Annotated in this window: 16 protein-coding genes; 8 read left to right on the forward strand and 8 right to left on the reverse strand. The window is 37.2% G+C overall.

Going from position 1 to position 16,461, the window contains the following annotated elements; all coding sequences use genetic code 11:
* Nucleotides 1–411: 411 nt before the first annotated feature.
* The 5 genes from SAGCYANO_RS09570 to SAGCYANO_RS09590 all read right to left on the reverse strand — a co-directional run bounded on the left by SAGCYANO_RS09570 (nucleotide 412) and on the right by SAGCYANO_RS09590 (nucleotide 3,517).
* Nucleotides 412–1,530 (reverse strand): RuBisCO accumulation factor 1, encoded by a 1,119-nt coding sequence (locus tag SAGCYANO_RS09570; protein WP_202219863.1) that lies wholly within the window; start codon nucleotides 1,528–1,530, stop codon nucleotides 412–414.
* A 656-nt stretch (nucleotides 1,531–2,186) separates the two neighbouring features.
* On the reverse strand, nucleotides 2,187–2,477 hold the full coding sequence (locus tag SAGCYANO_RS09575) for a hypothetical protein (RefSeq protein WP_202219864.1): 291 nt from the start codon (nucleotides 2,475–2,477) through the stop codon (nucleotides 2,187–2,189).
* A 222-nt stretch (nucleotides 2,478–2,699) separates the two neighbouring features.
* On the reverse strand, nucleotides 2,700–2,867 hold the full coding sequence (locus tag SAGCYANO_RS09580) for a hypothetical protein (RefSeq protein ID WP_202219865.1): 168 nt from the start codon (nucleotides 2,865–2,867) through the stop codon (nucleotides 2,700–2,702).
* On the reverse strand, nucleotides 2,861–3,181 hold the full coding sequence (locus tag SAGCYANO_RS09585) for a hypothetical protein (protein WP_202219866.1): 321 nt from the start codon (nucleotides 3,179–3,181) through the stop codon (nucleotides 2,861–2,863). Before SAGCYANO_RS09585 ends, SAGCYANO_RS09580 begins: the two co-directional genes overlap by 7 nt.
* Nucleotides 3,182–3,325: 144 nt before the next feature.
* Nucleotides 3,326–3,517, reverse strand: coding sequence for a hypothetical protein (locus tag SAGCYANO_RS09590; RefSeq protein WP_202219867.1), 192 nt, complete (start codon nucleotides 3,515–3,517; stop codon nucleotides 3,326–3,328).
* A 738-nt stretch (nucleotides 3,518–4,255) separates the two neighbouring features.
* On the opposite strand from SAGCYANO_RS09590, the gene SAGCYANO_RS09595 reads away from it, so the two are divergent.
* The 4 genes from SAGCYANO_RS09595 (at nucleotide 4,256) to SAGCYANO_RS09610 (ending at nucleotide 8,223) form a co-directional block, all read left to right on the forward strand.
* Nucleotides 4,256–5,194: a response regulator gene (locus tag SAGCYANO_RS09595; RefSeq protein WP_202219868.1), complete on the forward strand. Its 939-nt coding sequence runs from the start codon at nucleotides 4,256–4,258 to the stop codon at nucleotides 5,192–5,194.
* A gap of 153 nt (nucleotides 5,195–5,347) precedes the next feature.
* Complete coding sequence (ubiE, locus tag SAGCYANO_RS09600; protein ID WP_202219869.1) at nucleotides 5,348–6,049, forward strand: bifunctional demethylmenaquinone methyltransferase/2-methoxy-6-polyprenyl-1,4-benzoquinol methylase UbiE; 702 nt, start codon at nucleotides 5,348–5,350, stop codon at nucleotides 6,047–6,049.
* A gap of 449 nt (nucleotides 6,050–6,498) precedes the next feature.
* Nucleotides 6,499–7,725, forward strand: a complete 1,227-nt coding sequence (locus tag SAGCYANO_RS09605; protein ID WP_202219870.1) for a DUF445 domain-containing protein — start codon at nucleotides 6,499–6,501, stop codon at nucleotides 7,723–7,725.
* A 219-nt stretch (nucleotides 7,726–7,944) separates the two neighbouring features.
* Nucleotides 7,945–8,223, forward strand: coding sequence for a DUF3493 domain-containing protein (locus SAGCYANO_RS09610; RefSeq protein WP_202219871.1), 279 nt, complete (start codon nucleotides 7,945–7,947; stop codon nucleotides 8,221–8,223).
* 1,275 nt (nucleotides 8,224–9,498) lie between these two features.
* On the opposite strand, the gene SAGCYANO_RS09615 is transcribed toward SAGCYANO_RS09610, so the two are convergent.
* Together SAGCYANO_RS09615 and infB are read right to left on the reverse strand one after the other, a co-directional pair.
* Nucleotides 9,499–9,729 carry a hypothetical protein gene (locus SAGCYANO_RS09615; RefSeq protein WP_237396031.1) on the reverse strand — a complete coding sequence of 77 codons (231 nt, stop codon included), beginning with the start codon at nucleotides 9,727–9,729 and terminating at the stop codon, nucleotides 9,499–9,501.
* Between the two features lie 828 nt (nucleotides 9,730–10,557).
* Nucleotides 10,558–13,686 carry a translation initiation factor IF-2 gene (gene infB, locus SAGCYANO_RS09620; RefSeq protein WP_202219872.1) on the reverse strand — a complete coding sequence of 1,043 codons (3,129 nt, stop codon included), beginning with the start codon at nucleotides 13,684–13,686 and terminating at the stop codon, nucleotides 10,558–10,560.
* A 655-nt stretch (nucleotides 13,687–14,341) separates the two neighbouring features.
* Here infB and SAGCYANO_RS49110 point away from each other — a divergent pair.
* The 4 genes from SAGCYANO_RS49110 (at nucleotide 14,342) to SAGCYANO_RS49125 (ending at nucleotide 15,486) form a co-directional block, all read left to right on the forward strand.
* The gene (locus SAGCYANO_RS49110) at nucleotides 14,342–14,437 is read left to right on the forward strand and encodes a helix-turn-helix domain-containing protein (RefSeq protein ID WP_237396434.1); all 96 of its coding nucleotides are present in this window, start codon (nucleotides 14,342–14,344) and stop codon (nucleotides 14,435–14,437) included.
* Nucleotides 14,424–14,681 (forward strand): hypothetical protein, encoded by a 258-nt coding sequence (locus SAGCYANO_RS49115; RefSeq protein ID WP_307785859.1) that lies wholly within the window; start codon nucleotides 14,424–14,426, stop codon nucleotides 14,679–14,681. The genes SAGCYANO_RS49110 and SAGCYANO_RS49115 overlap by 14 nt, the downstream gene beginning before the upstream one ends.
* Nucleotides 14,682–14,725: 44 nt before the next feature.
* Entirely contained in the window at nucleotides 14,726–15,022 is a 297-nt protein-coding gene (locus SAGCYANO_RS49120; protein ID WP_307785860.1) for a transposase, read from the forward strand.
* A 77-nt stretch (nucleotides 15,023–15,099) separates the two neighbouring features.
* Nucleotides 15,100–15,486 carry a transposase gene (locus tag SAGCYANO_RS49125; RefSeq protein ID WP_307785861.1) on the forward strand — a complete coding sequence of 129 codons (387 nt, stop codon included), beginning with the start codon at nucleotides 15,100–15,102 and terminating at the stop codon, nucleotides 15,484–15,486.
* A 590-nt stretch (nucleotides 15,487–16,076) separates the two neighbouring features.
* Here SAGCYANO_RS49125 and SAGCYANO_RS09630 read toward each other — a convergent pair.
* Nucleotides 16,077–16,355, reverse strand: coding sequence for a YlxR family protein (locus SAGCYANO_RS09630; RefSeq protein WP_202219931.1), 279 nt, complete (start codon nucleotides 16,353–16,355; stop codon nucleotides 16,077–16,079).
* Nucleotides 16,356–16,461 lie beyond the last annotated feature (106 nt).

Consider the following 16,461-nt stretch of genomic DNA (forward strand, 5'->3'; position numbering starts at 1 on the left):
AATTATATATATAGGACTTACGCAGATACGCTATATATAGTACTTGTAACTATTGTCCAATAGTTACTGGACTCTATACATAGTGTCTTTGCGTAAGTCCTGATATATTAGCTATTTTAGCCTTTTGATGTATTTCCCTTGTTCTGTATGCTTTTCAGCTATTTTTGCCCTCAAAATATCAAATTCCCGATATTTAATCTTTTTTCTACTCTTATAGAAACCATTTGGAATATTAGCCCGCAGTACGAGTTTTTGGCAAAGGAGGACAGAGTCAGGAGCTAGAGAAATATAATATGAGAAAAAGGTAGAAATTTGCCTCCATCTCCCCACATTCCCCTCCTGGGAGAGGTTAGGGGTGGGTACCAACACTCCTCACACTCCCCACACTCCCTGCTCCCTTTCAGTGAACTATTATTCCTCAAATTGCAAAAGGTCTTTCACAAATTCTTGATCGAAAATCTTTTTAGGTCTTAATACTAGCAAAACCCGTCCGAGCAAAGGTGTATTAGGTAATTCATCAAACCACTGCATCTCTATCTTCCCAGCTTGGTCTAATATAAAATAACCATCCTCATGCCATTCACGTTGAGACCTATCTATAATTAACAAAACTTCTTCAGTTTCTCCTGGTATTGGAGTAGGTAAGCGATCGCTATTTTCAATCACTGCTACAGGATCTTCTGCTTGCATAACAACTCGCCATCCAGGTATCCCTACCCAAGCACCTGTTCCACCAGCAAATTTTACTATTCCATGAGACCCCACCTCCTCAACTATAGGTACAGCTTTTAAATCTTCCGTATTCAGCGGTAATTTTCCCACCACTGGTAAAACACGGGGCAATTCTTCTTCTGACTCCATTCGATAAATTGGCAAACGGGGTGCTGGTCTCTGGGAAACAATAGTAAAATCAGTCAGTAATTGTTCAAGTTGTTTTCTGGCCGCTTGAGAATCAGCTAATTTAAGACCTTTGGCAATGAGACGAGACCGATGTTGTAAGTCGTTTTGCTGCCTAGCTAGTTTCCAACATTGATAGGCTACTATATCTCCAGGGCGATCGGAAAATCCTTCTGGTATAGTTTTCATCCGAGCAAATTCCTTCATGGCCTTTGCTAAGTCTTTAGCATCGTCAACATCAAGATTATGCTCAACTATAAACTTAGTTGCTATAACTCTTTGCTCTTGAGTTAAAATTCTCAATTCGTAAAGAATATCACTACCCGATCTCTCAAAGCGCGATAAAAAATCTGTTTCACTTTGTGAGTTCACATTTTTTTCAGTTTTGGCATTGACAATACTGGTATATACTTGAGAACCCACTATCACCTGATTTTGCTGTACAGGTTCAAACCCTGTTGCTTCAAATATTTGCTGAGAAGTATATCCAGCTTTTTGTAGTTTTGCACAAGCTTGTCCCCACTCTACCCAATTACTTTCTTTGCGACGTAGCAAACCAATTAAGTTTTCTATCTCTACTGGGTTTGTTGATTTTTCTTGAGAGTTGGGGGAATTTTCTGGTGTTTCGATCATAGTTGAGGGCGCACTTTTTTTACTTTAAATGAATGGATAAGCCTTTGACCATGCTACCTAAAAATATATCAGCTAGAGATACAAGGCCATAAATTAATTTATTTCTGAGATATAGCAGTAGTCAGTAGTCAGTAGTCAGTAGTCAGTAGTCAGTAGTGAGAATTTACAAGAAAAACTCTTGTCATTATTGAATTTGAATTCTGATAGAATGTCCTAAAAGTTGTGGCTACTTCCATACAACATCATAAATCCATACAACACCATAAATAAAGTGGAATAATTTCTGGTTATAAAAGAGACATCTCCAGAAAATAAACTTGCCCTTTATTTAGCATAAACTAGAACTGTAAAATTTGTTCACAAAATCATTTTCTATACCTTTTTCCTTAAAATTTATTGTCTTTTTCCATATTAGGTGTTCCCTGTGCCCTACTTTTACAAAAAGTCTATATCTTTTTCTCCAAATGCCTAAGGTTTCGGTTGAATACTGACAATTAAAGATAGACGGTTGTTAGATAATAACGTATTGACTACTCCCGGGACTCAAGTCACGGGGAAACAAGCGCAGATACTACGCAACAGGATAAATCCGTGTTGCTACGTTTCTTCTTAGCTGACCAAAGATATACTCTTTGGGGACAATTTCCGCGGTGCCCCTACACAGTTGGCTTAAGTAGGGGCGAACGGCCGTTCGCCCCTACAGCTTTGTGGCTTACTTTTGCAATTATATTTGCAGCCCCATTACAGTCTGCATTCACACACCAATTATTACCTGTTCTATACAAACCACGCTTTGTTCTTTTTCCTGTTTCGCTGCGCGACATGAAAAGCGTTTGCGTAGCATTCCGTAGGAAAGCTTGTCTGAAAGACTTAGGTTTCCAATCATTGGGTTTCTCACCATAAATAGGCAGATCGTCACTATCTAAAAACGAAGGGGCGAATGCCATTCGCCCCTACAAGTATAACTTTCTTCGGTTTCTATCAATATTATTCCATATTCATCACACAACTGAGATATTCTTTCTTTCAGTCTAGCTGTGGGAATTGGTACAAATTATGAATTACTTTTATGACCTAATTCTATTTCATTTTTATGACCTTTATTCCAACTAAAAACAATTGTACCGAGCTGATTTTTTAAACAATGATTAATTACTATTCTGGCTGCTTTATTTATACCCAAATCGCATTTGGCGGTTATGCTTTTCAGTAATGGCAGCTAGTTTATTTGACCAAAATCCAGTCGGTTGATTTTCCTTAATAGTTGATATCTGTTTGTTGTACCAACCCACCCCTATCCTCCCGGGATGGGAACTAAAGGGGTGGGTGTTTACCATCTACTATCCGCGCTAGTACCTACATTAGATACACAGGTCAACCAGTTATTTAAACCATGGTCAATTCCTAATACATCATCTTGATTTAATAGAGGTTTAACTACTACTTCTTTTTTATAGACAAATTCTTGGGTAAAGCATCTATTTCTCGGTAATATTCTCAGTTCTTTGAGATTATAAAATGCTAGATTACTAGGTATGGGAATTAAAAAGCTATCTACTCCAAACCAGCGTTTACAGGTATTCCCTAATGGTACTCTGATTTGATTATCTTTAAGTTTTAATGCTTGCTTGGGATAACTAACTGTAGCCATTCCCCCTTTTTTTCTATAGTTAGGAATCCTTGGTCTGTCTGATATTTTTCCTGAACTATAGGCAATAATAAGACCATCCTGAAGACCTAAATGATTCCCCTACAGTTCTCAAGATTTGTTGTGCTGCAAGAGAGATGTAGAACTTTATAGTGATTGTTCTTTTTGTATACCAATTCTTGCGTCATACTTGCCAATGCCTTTTTGAGACTTAAAATATAGTTGTCTGGCATAATATATTCCCATGTTAGTGAGCTTGTGAAACTGTTCACATAAGAATGTTAAGATAGCAATTAATTCAGAATTTTGAGCAACTAAAACTTGCTGACAAGAGTACATTTGAAACGGGTGGAACGAAAACTTATTGTCGATCATAGTAACAGAGGAAAACTTTAGTTGTCTAGTCCAAACGACTACCTTGTTTTCATCCCCTCGGTTCAAACACGGGGGCCTTCAACGTGGCTTTTCGGTCAAATAAAATACTTCGGATTAAAATCCGACTCCTCGCCTTTGATCCATCGCTTAAAAGACGATGGCTTTCATGCTCCTGTGTTATTTAGGTCAAGTAGTATTTGATAGATAAATGCCCGATCGCAAAACAGCGCCACAATCTGTTAATATTATCACTTGGTGAACATTAAACAAATTGCTTGTTAATGCTGGCTGATGGGACTTGGGCTTTTCATGTATCTGATATAGTTAAGACTGGATAAGATATTCAAGAATTTAGAATTTAGAATTTAGAATTTAGAATTTAGAATTGCCTCTCCTTTAAAACGGATAGCATTGACTAATCATGAAATTTTTTCTTCTCTTGGTCGATTGGATATGGCGCAGGTTTCGAGCCATCCCACCCTACGGAAGCTCCGCTACGACCGCTTTTATCCCCTTAAAAGGGGAGGCTTCATACCACAATTTTTCGGTAAAATTAAAAGGAAATTCTTAAGCATCCAATCAAATCAGCTTTGAGTTTAAGGTATTGTTGCCATAAATTAATTTTTGAAAGTGTGGGGAAGATGTCGAAAATTAAATTAGTATTATGTTATTTCGGGGTTACAATTGCAGAGGTTTGTTTGAATGGAAGCAATTCCTCAACAGTTAGATAGCATAAAAAGCCAACTGATGAGCTTAACTAGAAGAAAAAAGCCTAAAATGCTAGTGGTAGATGATGAACCAGATAACCTGGACTTGCTCTACCGCACCTTTAGACGAGATTTTAGCGTACTAAAAGCTGAAAGTGGGATTGAGGCTTTGGAAATTTTGGCATCGGAAGGAGAGGTGGCTGTCATTATCTCCGATCAACGAATGCCAGAAATGAAGGGTACAGAATTTTTAAGTAAAACATTGCCCCAGTTTCCTAATACTATCAGAATTATTCTGACAGGATTTACTGATATTGAAGATTTGGTGGAAGCGATTAATTCTGGACAAGTACATAAGTATATTACTAAGCCTTGGGACCCTAATGAACTAAAAAGAGTTGTACAAAAAGCAGCAAATACTTATGAACTTTTGAATCATCGTACTGAAGAATTGCTGAAAGCTCAAACTCAATTGGAATTGTTGAACAATGTGGTTAATATCTCTCAAAATTCTGAGAGAATAGAGCAAGCTCTAGAGGAAATTGCGTCTGTCTACAGAAAGGCTTTTTCTTGTGATGTATGTATTTTGCAATTGATTGAGGATAATGCTCAAACTTCAATTGAAGGAGTTAGTAGTAGTTTGGGTAAGGTGGACAATTGGTTAGCTGACGATCCTCTGGCAATTGAAGCGATCGCCTCTCAAAAATTACAAGCAGCTCTAGATGTATCAGCAGATAAGGAGCTTTCTAGTATGGCAAATTATCAAACTTTAGGAATAAATACTCATATTGTCATGCCAATTTCCTATCGGCAAAAACTTATGGCCTTGATATCCTTACAATGGCAGCAACCGAGTAAAATACGTCCAGAAGAACTTGATACAATTAATATCTGTACTCAACTACTGGCATTGACTTTAAATAGTTTTGCATAGCTTCAGGCATACTTTAATGAAGTCAGAAGTTTTTTTGTAACGGGGATGCGTGAGCAACCCAATTATTTTGATAACTTTTGCACTTAACATAGCTGCCTCCTGCAATCAGCAAAAGTCTCTATAAACTTACTATCAAAATGAAAACTGCTACTTATGATTGATAACTCCACAGAGGTTCAGGCCATATTTAATAGAATAGCCCCAGTTTATGACCAACTTAATGATGCACTAAGTCTGGGACTACATAAAATCTGGAAGCAAATGGCTGTCATGTGGAGTGAAGCTAATGATGGAGATACTTGCTTAGATTTATGTTGTGGTAGTGGAGATTTGGCGTGGATGTTGGCCAAATGTGCGGGTAGTAAAGGTCTAGTGTATGGAGTAGATTTTTCTGTACAACAATTGGCGATCGCTCGTAACCGCAGATCGCCTTTATGTGGTCAAATTAGTCCTATTAATTGGGTAGAAGCAGATGCTTTGAATTTACCCTTTGCAGATAATTATTTCGATTGTGCTACAATGGGATATGGTTTGCGTAATGTCCTAGATATTCCTCGTTGTTTACAAGAGTTATATCGGGTCCTTAAACCTAATTCTCAGGCAGCGATTCTGGATATGCACCGTCCGAGTGCTTCTTTAGCAAGAAGTTTTCAACAGTGGTATCTAGATACAGTTGTAGTTCCTGTGGCTCGTAATTTGGATCTAACCCAGGAATACGCTTATATTAGTCCAAGTCTGACTAAATTTCCCACTGGACAAGAACAAGTAGCTTTAGCATATCAAGTAGGATTTGTCAATGCCAAACATTACCCTATTGCTGGGGGTATGATGGGAATATTAGTAATTACAAAATAATTTTTTTAAGCTTAAAGGGTGTGTGACGCTACGTTTACCATTTCTGGAATAATGGTCTGTTTTACAGTCACAAATGTTTGCTGTGGGATACGTCATGTAAAACTAACACCCTCTACTGGACTGACACAGGGGTATTGGGCGGGTTGATCTAAATTTAATGTTGAGCAATTAAGAATAGCGTGTAACCCGCCCCTACCCGATGCAACATTTTCGACGTGTCACGCCACTACGCGGTCTAAGTACTTATTTTACAAACACTCTCTGATAATTTTATAATTGTTATAGCGCTGCGCGCAGCTCATCTGGCAATAGGCAATAGGCAGTAGGGGGGATAAAAAGCTGATAATATAAAACTTTTAGCTATTGGACACCTCCTGAAATTTGTAAATATGCCAGCGCACATTGCTATATTAGTTTTTTTCAAAGTAGATAGTCTGAAATAATTAAAGTTGTCTAATATCTGGCTTTATTTTGTACCACCAATTGCAGGTGGAATTATTGGCTATTTCACTAATGATATAGCTATTAAAATGCTATTTCGCCCTTATCGTCCTTACTATGCTTTTGGGCAAAAGCTACCCTTTACTCCTGGCTTAATTCCTGCTAACCAAGAACGTTTAGCAAAGCGAGTTGCTGATACGATAATGGGTTCTTTGTTAACTCCTTCAGAGTTGCAGAATTTAGCACGTCGTTTGTTACAAACGGAGCGAATGGAGGCAGCTATTCTCTGGCTGCTACAAATGTCTTTAGAACAATTTAAAATCGATACAAGTAAGAAAACTGCTAAAATTCTAGCAAATATTTTACGGGATTTATTAGGTCAATCTTTGCCAAGATTGCTCAAAGTTTGGGCGAAAAGAGAAGACTTTTTGGAACCTCAACTCAACCAAATTTTTGACCAAGTATTACTAGAGTTTCAGCTAACAGAAATGCAGGCAATTCAACTATCAGATTGGTTGCTTAAAGCTGTACTACCACCAGATGTATTAAGACAGACCTTAATTGATTTTCTCACAGATCAAAATATTTCAATTATTGATGAAGGCTTTCGCGAAAAAGCTAGTGGTACTTATTGGGTAGTAGCTAATTTGTTCGGGCTGCGTAATACTTTAGTTAGATTAAGAACTTTTTGTTTAGATGAGAGAGAATTAACTAATCAACGCTTAAAAGAATTAATCAGAGCATTAGGTGTGAGAGAAAGAATTCAGGAATGGTTACAAAATCTCTCGATGCAAAATTTACCTGTTTCTACGGTACGCCAGTTAAGAAATACTATGGGCGATAGTGTACGTTTATATTTGCGAGAGCGTGGTGCTGATTTAATTCAAGGTTTAAGTTTATCTATAGATTGGGAGCATATTGCCGATTTAATTATTAATCGTTTACAAGCTTCATCAATAATGAATAGTTCTCTAGAGTTAGTGAGTCAAGAATTAGCTTTGGTTTTAGAACGTTATTTAGAGCGGGATTTAGAAAATATTGTGGCTCAAGCAATTCCAATTTTAAATATTGACCAAGTAATTATTGACCGTGTTAAGGGTACTTCTCCTGAAGATTTGGAAGTTGCTGTTAATGTAATTGTTAAAAATGAGTTGCAAGCTATTGTTAATTTGGGTGGTGTTTTAGGTGTTGTGGTTGGTTTATTTCAGACAATATTGTTGTTGCTACAAAGGTAATTCAACAATTAATAATTAATAATTAATAATTAATAATTTATGGACAATAATTCCAATGGGCACTCTATGTAACGCCCTTGACACTCTCCACACCCCTTTATCTTTAATCCCGCAAATATCCAACGCCCAAAAACTGCTTCTTTTTCGCCTCCTGCCCGATCGTCACTATAATTTCTAATACCAACCTACTCACTTCTTCAAGTTTGTATCTAAAACACTATGTCAACTCCAAACTCAAATAATAATTCCTCTCAAACTAAACTTAGCCCAGAAAAATATGCTCGCCTCAAAAGTGAACTGGATACACCTTATCGAGGACTACGGCAATTTATATATGTAGCTTTCGGAGCTTCTGGTTTCATCGGAGCTTTTATTTTTTTGGCAAAAATTATTGCTGGCCAAAATATTGCTTCTGCTTTCCCTAATTTTGCTTTACAAGTCGGAATTGTAGTCCTGATGATTGTCCTATTTCGTTGGGAGCAACAGGCCAGTAAGTAGGGTACGGGTGAAAAAATTGGTTGGTGGGGGTAGGACACGGAGACGGACCAGACGCGGGGACGGGTCGATTTGTGGGGAACAGGCAATGGTTTCGGCAATTTTATGTGAAGAAATTTTCTTGAATTTCAGCAGAAAATTTCAGTATTTTGAGGCAAAACTAGCCAATAACTTAAGGAGATAAATTGAATATAAAAAGCTCCATTACTGTAAGCTATCCTGACTTTTAGCTTTATTCAGCAAGCCCTAAGTATAGCAGTCAAAACAAAGGGCGCTGACATTTATGATCGTCAAAGATTACTTTTAACTTTTAACTTTTAACTTTTAACTTTTGATTTTTAACTTTTAACTTTTAACTTTTAACTTTTAACTTTTAACTTTTGACTTTTGACTTTTGACTTGCGCGGAGCGCGGAGCGCCATAATCGATCCTCTTCGTCTAAGTAACAAAAGTTTAAATTTTGTCATAAGGATATATATTTGGCCATAAAAATACACAAAAATAAAGAAAATATTACGAAATCGTCGATCCCTGTAAAGTTGTTGTCAAATAGTAAATGAATATAAATTGAGGTCAGCTAAAAATAAAGACCTTAAATATCTAAGTGGGGTTAGCTAATATAAAGGCCCTAAATATAAAAAACTTTTTTTAAAAGCAAAACGCCTGGCTCTAAATATATTAGGACCAGGCGTTTTGTAATTTGAGTTGTTATCAGAATTATGGCAGAAGGCAGAAAGCAGAAGGAAAAATCTTACATTGTCTAAGTTTTAAGCTCAGGAATTACGCATAATTATGACAGATACTATGGGTTAACAGCCGTTAACCCCTACAAATGGTGTGTATATAATTTCGTATTTTGTGTAAGTCCTGAAGCTTCTGAAGTAGTCCGCGCCCTTTTCTGCGACTGCTATAGAATTAGAAAACTTTTTGTGATGGTATTTCTAAGATGCAGTTGAATCTTACTGTATATTTCCTGCCTTTGACATCCTCCCGACGCTGCACTTGCGTGACAGCGCGGGATTCCTAACCATCGCGCTATTAGGTCTTTCTGCTTCAATGCACCAGCCTCCAAGGTCGAGCCTCTTTTCGGTCTAAAGGCGCGCTCCACAGACTGAAACTGCTAGCCCAGCAGCCATATTTCTAAGTCTAACACACTATTAACGAAACCGCAAAATTGATTGGTTTTCATCCCGACGCTCCCCTTCGGGAGAGCGCGGGTCTTCAACCAACGTTGAGATAAAAAACGAACAAGAAAATTTGTAATATAGACTACTGTTGTTAATAAGCTAGTGTTTCTAGAGTTTCCCGTAAATAAATACTAACTTGTCGATCCAAGGATAGATTTTGCTGCTGGCCTTCATTAATCTTACGCTCTAATTGCCATCTCTGAAAACCTGAACTTACAGCGATCGCTTGCTTCAAACCATCCCACATTCTAGATTCTGATTCATTTTTTGTAATTACTTTAGCTGAATTATTATTCCAAGAGGTGACATTAAATTTATTCATAATACTTACCTAAGTTAGTGATAAAGTTGCTGAGATTTTTAGCTTCTACTTATTTAAAGATAGCTCACTATCCACAAACCAGGTATTAGTACAGGACTATATATGTCATCAAATCTTGACTTTTAGATATCATCTTTGAATTTATTCAAACATTTAAGATAGACAGTTTTAATGCCTACCTATTTCTCAAATTATTTGTTAATAAGTAGCATATCTCATTTAAAAAACTGTAACAAAAATTGCTTTTCTTCAGACATAGGAATATTGCATACAAATTCCCTATATACAATTTAATTAATGTGGCTTGATATAACTAAACCTGCTAAAAATTTGAGTTGCTGCATTCAGGTAAACGAAAGATTAAGTAGGGTGTATGACAGCACAATAATCATTTCTGGAATTACAATAGAACTCACTTCCACTTTGCGAAAGGTTTTATATCAAATCCGGTGGGGTTGCACATAGAATCCGGCTATATAATATCTGTTTATAATTTCTTAAATTACTCCAATATTAGACATCTCTTCCACGGATAGGGAGTAGGTATGGAGGGGGAAATAATTGATAATTTCTGTTACGATAATACGATCATAGATTTTTTATTATTGGAGATGTCTATCTAATCTCTCCCACTCCCCCAGTCCCCTCTTCCCCTCCACGGTCGGGGAGGGGCTAGGGGTGGGTCCCCTACTCTCAACTATATAATAAGTATTCAACCGGATTTGATATTACACCTCACACACCCCATGGTATGAAGTAGTGTCCTCTATAACACACTTCACACCCTACGCCATCTAATATTTATCTGACAAACACTCTCTCAGCATTTTACACGGACAGTTTCCGACGCTTAGTTACCATTTGATAGCCTTCAACTATATCACCCTCAGCCCAAGCACTAAAGTTGTCTAAGCTAATGCCACATTCATAACCTGCATTGACTTCTTTTACATCATCCTTAATACGCCTTAGCGAGTCCAGTACACCTTGGTGAATAACTTCTCCTTTGCGACGTACTCTTACCTTACAGTTACGGATAACTTTGCCAGAAAGTACATAACAACCTGCAACAGCACCACGATTAATTGTAAACACAGCACGCACTTCAACTTCACCTAACGGTTCCTCTACTAGCTCAGGATCTAATAGACCTTCCATTGCTCCTTGAATATCATCCAAGAGTTTGTATATGACGTTGTATTCCCGCACATCTACTCCTGCCGCATCCGCTGCTTGACGTGCTCCTGATGCCATCGTTGTATTAAAGCCAACAATCACAGCTTCACTAGCAGCTGCTAAGTCAATATCTGTTTCTGTCACTTCTCCAGCTCCAGAGAATAATAGCCTTAGTTGCACCTCTTTTTGAGGTAGTTGTCGCAGAGCTGCAACAATAGCCTCAACAGAACCTTGAACATCTGCTTTTAGTATCAAGTTTAGTTCTTTGAGGTCTCCTGCTTGGGCACGAGCTGAAACAGCGCCAAGAGTTGTCCTACGCATGATACGGGATTCTCTTTTAGCATCTGCTCTGTCTGTAGCAATTGATGAAGCATCTTTTTCATATTCAAACACATCAAACTCATCACCAGCTTGAGGCACATCTCTGAGACCAAGAACTTCTACCGCAAAGGATGGACTCGCTTTTTCCACCCGGTTGCCTCGGTCATCAATCATTGCCCGCACTTTTCCGTAGACAGAACCAGCAACGACAATATCTCCCACTTTCAAAGTACCATTTTGTACTAACAAACTAGCTACTGGTCCTCTAGCTTTATCTAAGTGAGCTTCAATTATGGTGCCTTTGGCCGGACGTTCTGGGTTAGCTTGTAAGTCTTCTACCTCTGACACTAACAGAATCATTTCTAGTAAGCTATCCAGATTCTGTTTCTTTATCGCGCTAACTGGAACCATAATAGCGTCACCACCCCATTCTTCAGGAACTAAGCCATGTTCCATCAATTCTTGCTTAACACGGTCTGGGTTTGCTTCTTCTTTATCGACTTTGTTAATTGCTACTATAAGTGGTACTCCCGCAGCTTTCGCATGGCTGATAGCTTCTATAGTTTGTGGTTGTACACCATCATCTGCTGCCACAACTAGCACTGCGACATCTGTAACTCTTGTTCCTCTTGCTCGCATTGCAGTGAAAGCTTCGTGACCAGGAGTATCTAAGAATACTACTTGTTGCATCTGACCTTCATGTTCAACATCAACATGATAGGCCCCAATATGTTGAGTAATACCGCCCGCTTCCCCTGCTGCTACTTTAGTTGCACGGATTGAATCTAGAAGACTGGTTTTTCCATGATCGACGTGCCCCATAATTGTTACTACTGGAGGACGACGTTCCAGCTTTTCTAGATCGGCATCTTCTAGCATCTCAGTGGTTTTCTTCGCTGCTGATTCTTCTTCTAGGGCTTCTACAGGAATTCCCTCTTCTTCTGCTACCATTTCTATGGTGGCAATATCTAAGCTTTCTGTAATGTTGACTGCTATGCCTTTCATAAACAGTCTTTTAATAATCTCTGTTTCTGATACTGCCAAAGCTTTTGCTAATTCTTGAACTGTCATGCTTGAATTAATTACTAGCTTTTCTACAGGTTGAGCTTCAACAGATTTATTTTGTTCAGCAATTTCAGACTTGACAGTTTGCTGTGATACACTAGGTTTCTTTTTGATGCTGGGAGTGCTATTACCAGAATTGGATTTAGTTTTGCCAGAACTACTATTTGGTTTTGGTGGACGAGCTAAAGATAAGCTCATTGTTACTGGTTCTGGCTTACTTAAAATTTCTTCTAAATCTTCATCTTCTTCTTCTAGGAGTGGTTTTGGACGAAGACGTTTAGCTTTTGCACTAGCTTTAGTATTTTTCTGAGCAATTTCGCTTGGATCTTCTTCTTCTTCCCAAGTTGGACCTTTCTTTAATTTCGATGATGAAGGCTTAGTTGGAGATGTTATTTTTCGTCTTGGTTTTTCTAGCTCATTATAATCTAATTCTTCTACTATTTTTTCTTCTGGTTCTTTTTGTTCTGTTATATCTAAGTCAATATCTGTATCTTTTACAGAAGAATCAAATGATGTTTTTAGTTTTGGTTTTGGTGCTAGCTGAGGTTTTTGTAGTTCTTGAACTGGCTTTGCTTTAACTGTAGGTCTATCTCGTTTTTGCTTTGACTGACTTGAAGTTTCATTAACTGGAACAACTGGTTTTATACTTTTTGTTTGAGCAGTCTCTTTGTTTTCTTTTTTATTAACAATTGCAGGCTTTTGAGTAGGTTTTTCTTCTCTATCTTTTCTTTTTTTAGCTTCCTGCTTTGTTTTCTTATTTTTTTGATTAGGCTTTGTTGTGGGGGGACTTTGTAGATTTCGATTTGTGCTAGGAGGTGCTGGTCTTACAGGTGGTGCTACTAATTGGGGGACTTCCGTTTCGACTGTATTTTTTAATGATACGTTCACACCTATATCTGTAGATTTTTTATCTACTTCTGATACAGATTTACCTTTTTCTCCCTCTTGTTTGAGGGGCAGGTTGGGCCTAGGTTTAGCGTTCGGCTTAGTTTGCCGGTCTAATGTTTCTGGTGCTGGAGGTTTTGGAGGAGTTGCCACTAACTGAACTTTATTATTCTGGGTTTGGTTTTGATTTTTTAGTTTGGATTTAGATCTTTCTTCTAATGGTTTTGGTTTTGGTTTGCGTATTTCTAATATCTGCTGTTTCTTACCCTCGTTATGATTAGAAGTTGACTCTTGATTTTGAGAGTTGCTTTTTTCTGGAACAGAAGACCTACTGGGAGAGTGGGGTAAGCTTTCTGCTTTTTTGCGGATTAGTTCTGCTTCTGCTTCTGTAATAGTACTACTGTGACTCTTCACAGATATGTTGAGTTGTTCACAAACTGCTAATATATCTTTGTTATCCAAATTCAATTCCTTTGATAATTCGTAAATTCTTACTTTTCCGTTGTTCATCCACTCTACCCTCTCTTTACAAGTCTATAGTTTTACATTGTCATAATGTTTATTTAATGACTACACTACAATCATACTAGCTTTAGGCTCAGTTTAGCTACATTAAATGCTTTTTTTTTATTTTTTACTGCTTTGAGTTTATGAACTGTTTAGCTAATATCTCGATTAAGTTTATATTTTAGTTAAAACTCATGATTATTTAGATTGGAGAAATGAATATTTCAGAGTAGTTGCCTGAAAGTATAGTTGCTCCATTTATTAACTAGACTCGATCTTTATGGTATGGGTTGAAAATTATATATATTAAGTTTAAGTTTCTGGCAATTGTATTTATTCCTCCTGTTTAAGTTTGTTATTTTTTATACATATAATCTTTATGGTACTTCAGTCAAGGGTTTAACTTTATAGATATATTGAATTCAATCAGAATTTAAGTTTCCTAAGACATTTATTGTCCTCGGAATATCTATTCTAGCAGGATTTATAATTTTTATGTAGTCTGAATGCTGCCTTAGGCTTTTCATTTAATTTGAAAACTGGCATACTGTTTTACCAGAAAATTGGGTTTAAAGCCTCGCCCTTCTAGGGCGACTTTTTAGTAGTTGATTTTATTTCAAGAAATATGTTATCATGTATTTAGTTTAAGAGTCAAATTATGAAAGCTAGATTTAAGTATCGTATCTATCCCACACCGGGACAAAAATACCGAGAGCGCAAAGCTATTTGGTTCGGTCCGTGTGGTTTGGAATGATAGCCTGGCTTGTTGTCAACAAAAGTATAGATCGGGAGAAAAGAAACCTTACTTATCTCAACTACAAAAACAGTTTATCACTCAATCAAAAAACACTGAAGACAGAGAATGGTTATCAGAAGTTTCTGCGATACCATTGCAGCAATCTTTAAATGATTTAAATCAGGCTTATCAAAATTTTTTCAAATCAACTAAAGGTCAACAGAAAGGTAGACCTGTAAAACCTCCTAAATTCATGCATTAGAAAGTCAAAGCAAACTGCTAGGTTTACAAAGGGAGGGTTTAAAATTGGTCAACACAAAGTTTAGAAGCGCCAAGATTGGAAAGCTGAAAATAGTCTGGTCAAGAAAGTTGCCTGCTGCTCCATCATCAGTAACAGTAATCAAAGATTCAGCTCATAGATATTTCTTGAGTTTTGTAGTAGAAATACAACCAGAAATCTTAGCTCAAACTGATAATTCAGTAGGTATAGATTTAGGCATTTCTACCTTTGCTACATTTAGTGATGGTACGAAGGTTAATGCTCCTAAGCCACTGAAGAAACGAATTAAGAAATTAAGAAAGGTAAAGTTTGTCATTATCTAAAAAAACTAAAGACTCTAAAAGGTATGAAAAAGCACGGGTTAGAGTTGCTAAGTTCCATGCCAAGCTGAAAGATACGCTTGACAGATTTTCTACATAAATTATCTACTAAAATAATTCGTGAAAACCAAACAGTTGTTTTAGAAGATTTAAACGTTTCTGGTATGGTGAAAAACCGTAAATTATCTAGAGCCATATCAGATTTAGGCTGGAGAACATTCAGGACTTTTTTAGAAGGAAAAGCAGAAAAATATGGTCGCGATTTTAGAGTAATTAATCGTTGGGAGCCTACCTCTCAAATTTGCTCAAATTGTGGCTTTAAAGGTGGCAAGCTAGACCTGAAGGTGCGAGAATGGGAGTGTCTAAACTGTGGCAGCAAACACGTTCTTAGACGAGAATGCAGCAATAAATATATTAGTCGCGGGCGGGCAGTCCGAGACATTAAACGGACGTGGAGGCAAGCATAAGACTAACGTCAAGCTAGCAGCAGCCAGTGAAACGTCAACCCACCGAAGAGCTATGGTTCAGTAGGAATCTCCGCGCCTTCAGGCCGGAGAGGATGTCAAAAGGGTTTCAGCTATCTAAAATTAAAATGCACTACAGCTCAGTAATTTATAGGTCTATATTAATTAGGGTTTGCTGAAAAAGTTTTATGGGTGAGGGTGGTAGACAGGAGACAACCCACCCCTCGCCCCTCCCAACCCACCCTAGCCCCTCCCAGGAGGGGAGGGGAGAAATGGGTACGAGCGAGGAGGTAGGAGTAAGAATTGTAATAATGATTTTTATGCCCAACTATGAGCCTAAAATACGCTCCTTTTTGAGGTTTTTAGACGTGATACCAGGCACTTTTTAAAGGCTCCAAAAAGGCTAAAACCTTTATCTGTAAATACTTTTAGATTAGATCGGTAAGCCCTAATTATATATATGAAATATCTAACTGCTAGAGAAGATAGATAAAATTAATTGTGGTCTTGGATTTATTTAGTAATTTCGAGTTCATTTGTGAATAATGTAAATATTATTTTATTGTACTTTATAACAGTTTTTTGAAGTTTTTTCAGTCATCATCTTTTGTATTTTTTGATGAAGATTTTTTCAATCTTTGCCACAATTCTTGATATATTTCTGGTGATACATAAGTTTTAAGTGAACGGCCTAATTTATTTTTTTTACGAGCAATTTGCAAACATTCTATTTCTGGACAAATGTAAGCTGAACGTCCTTCTCCTCGATCTAATCTAATGGTAGAAGATTTTTTAAGACGAACAATTCGCAAAAAATCTTCTTTAGGAGCAAGTTTTTTACAACTAACACACCGACGGTAATTTGGCTTCATTTTAACTTTTTGTTTGATTAAAACTTTACTCAATTATTTTTGATTTTTTCAGAATAAATTGGTAAATATTAAGTAATCTATTTATAGATATTTTCCCTAATATTTT

It is taken from the genome of Okeania sp. KiyG1, assembly GCF_014132355.1.
Taxonomy (GTDB): Bacteria; Cyanobacteriota; Cyanobacteriia; order Cyanobacteriales; family Microcoleaceae; genus Okeania.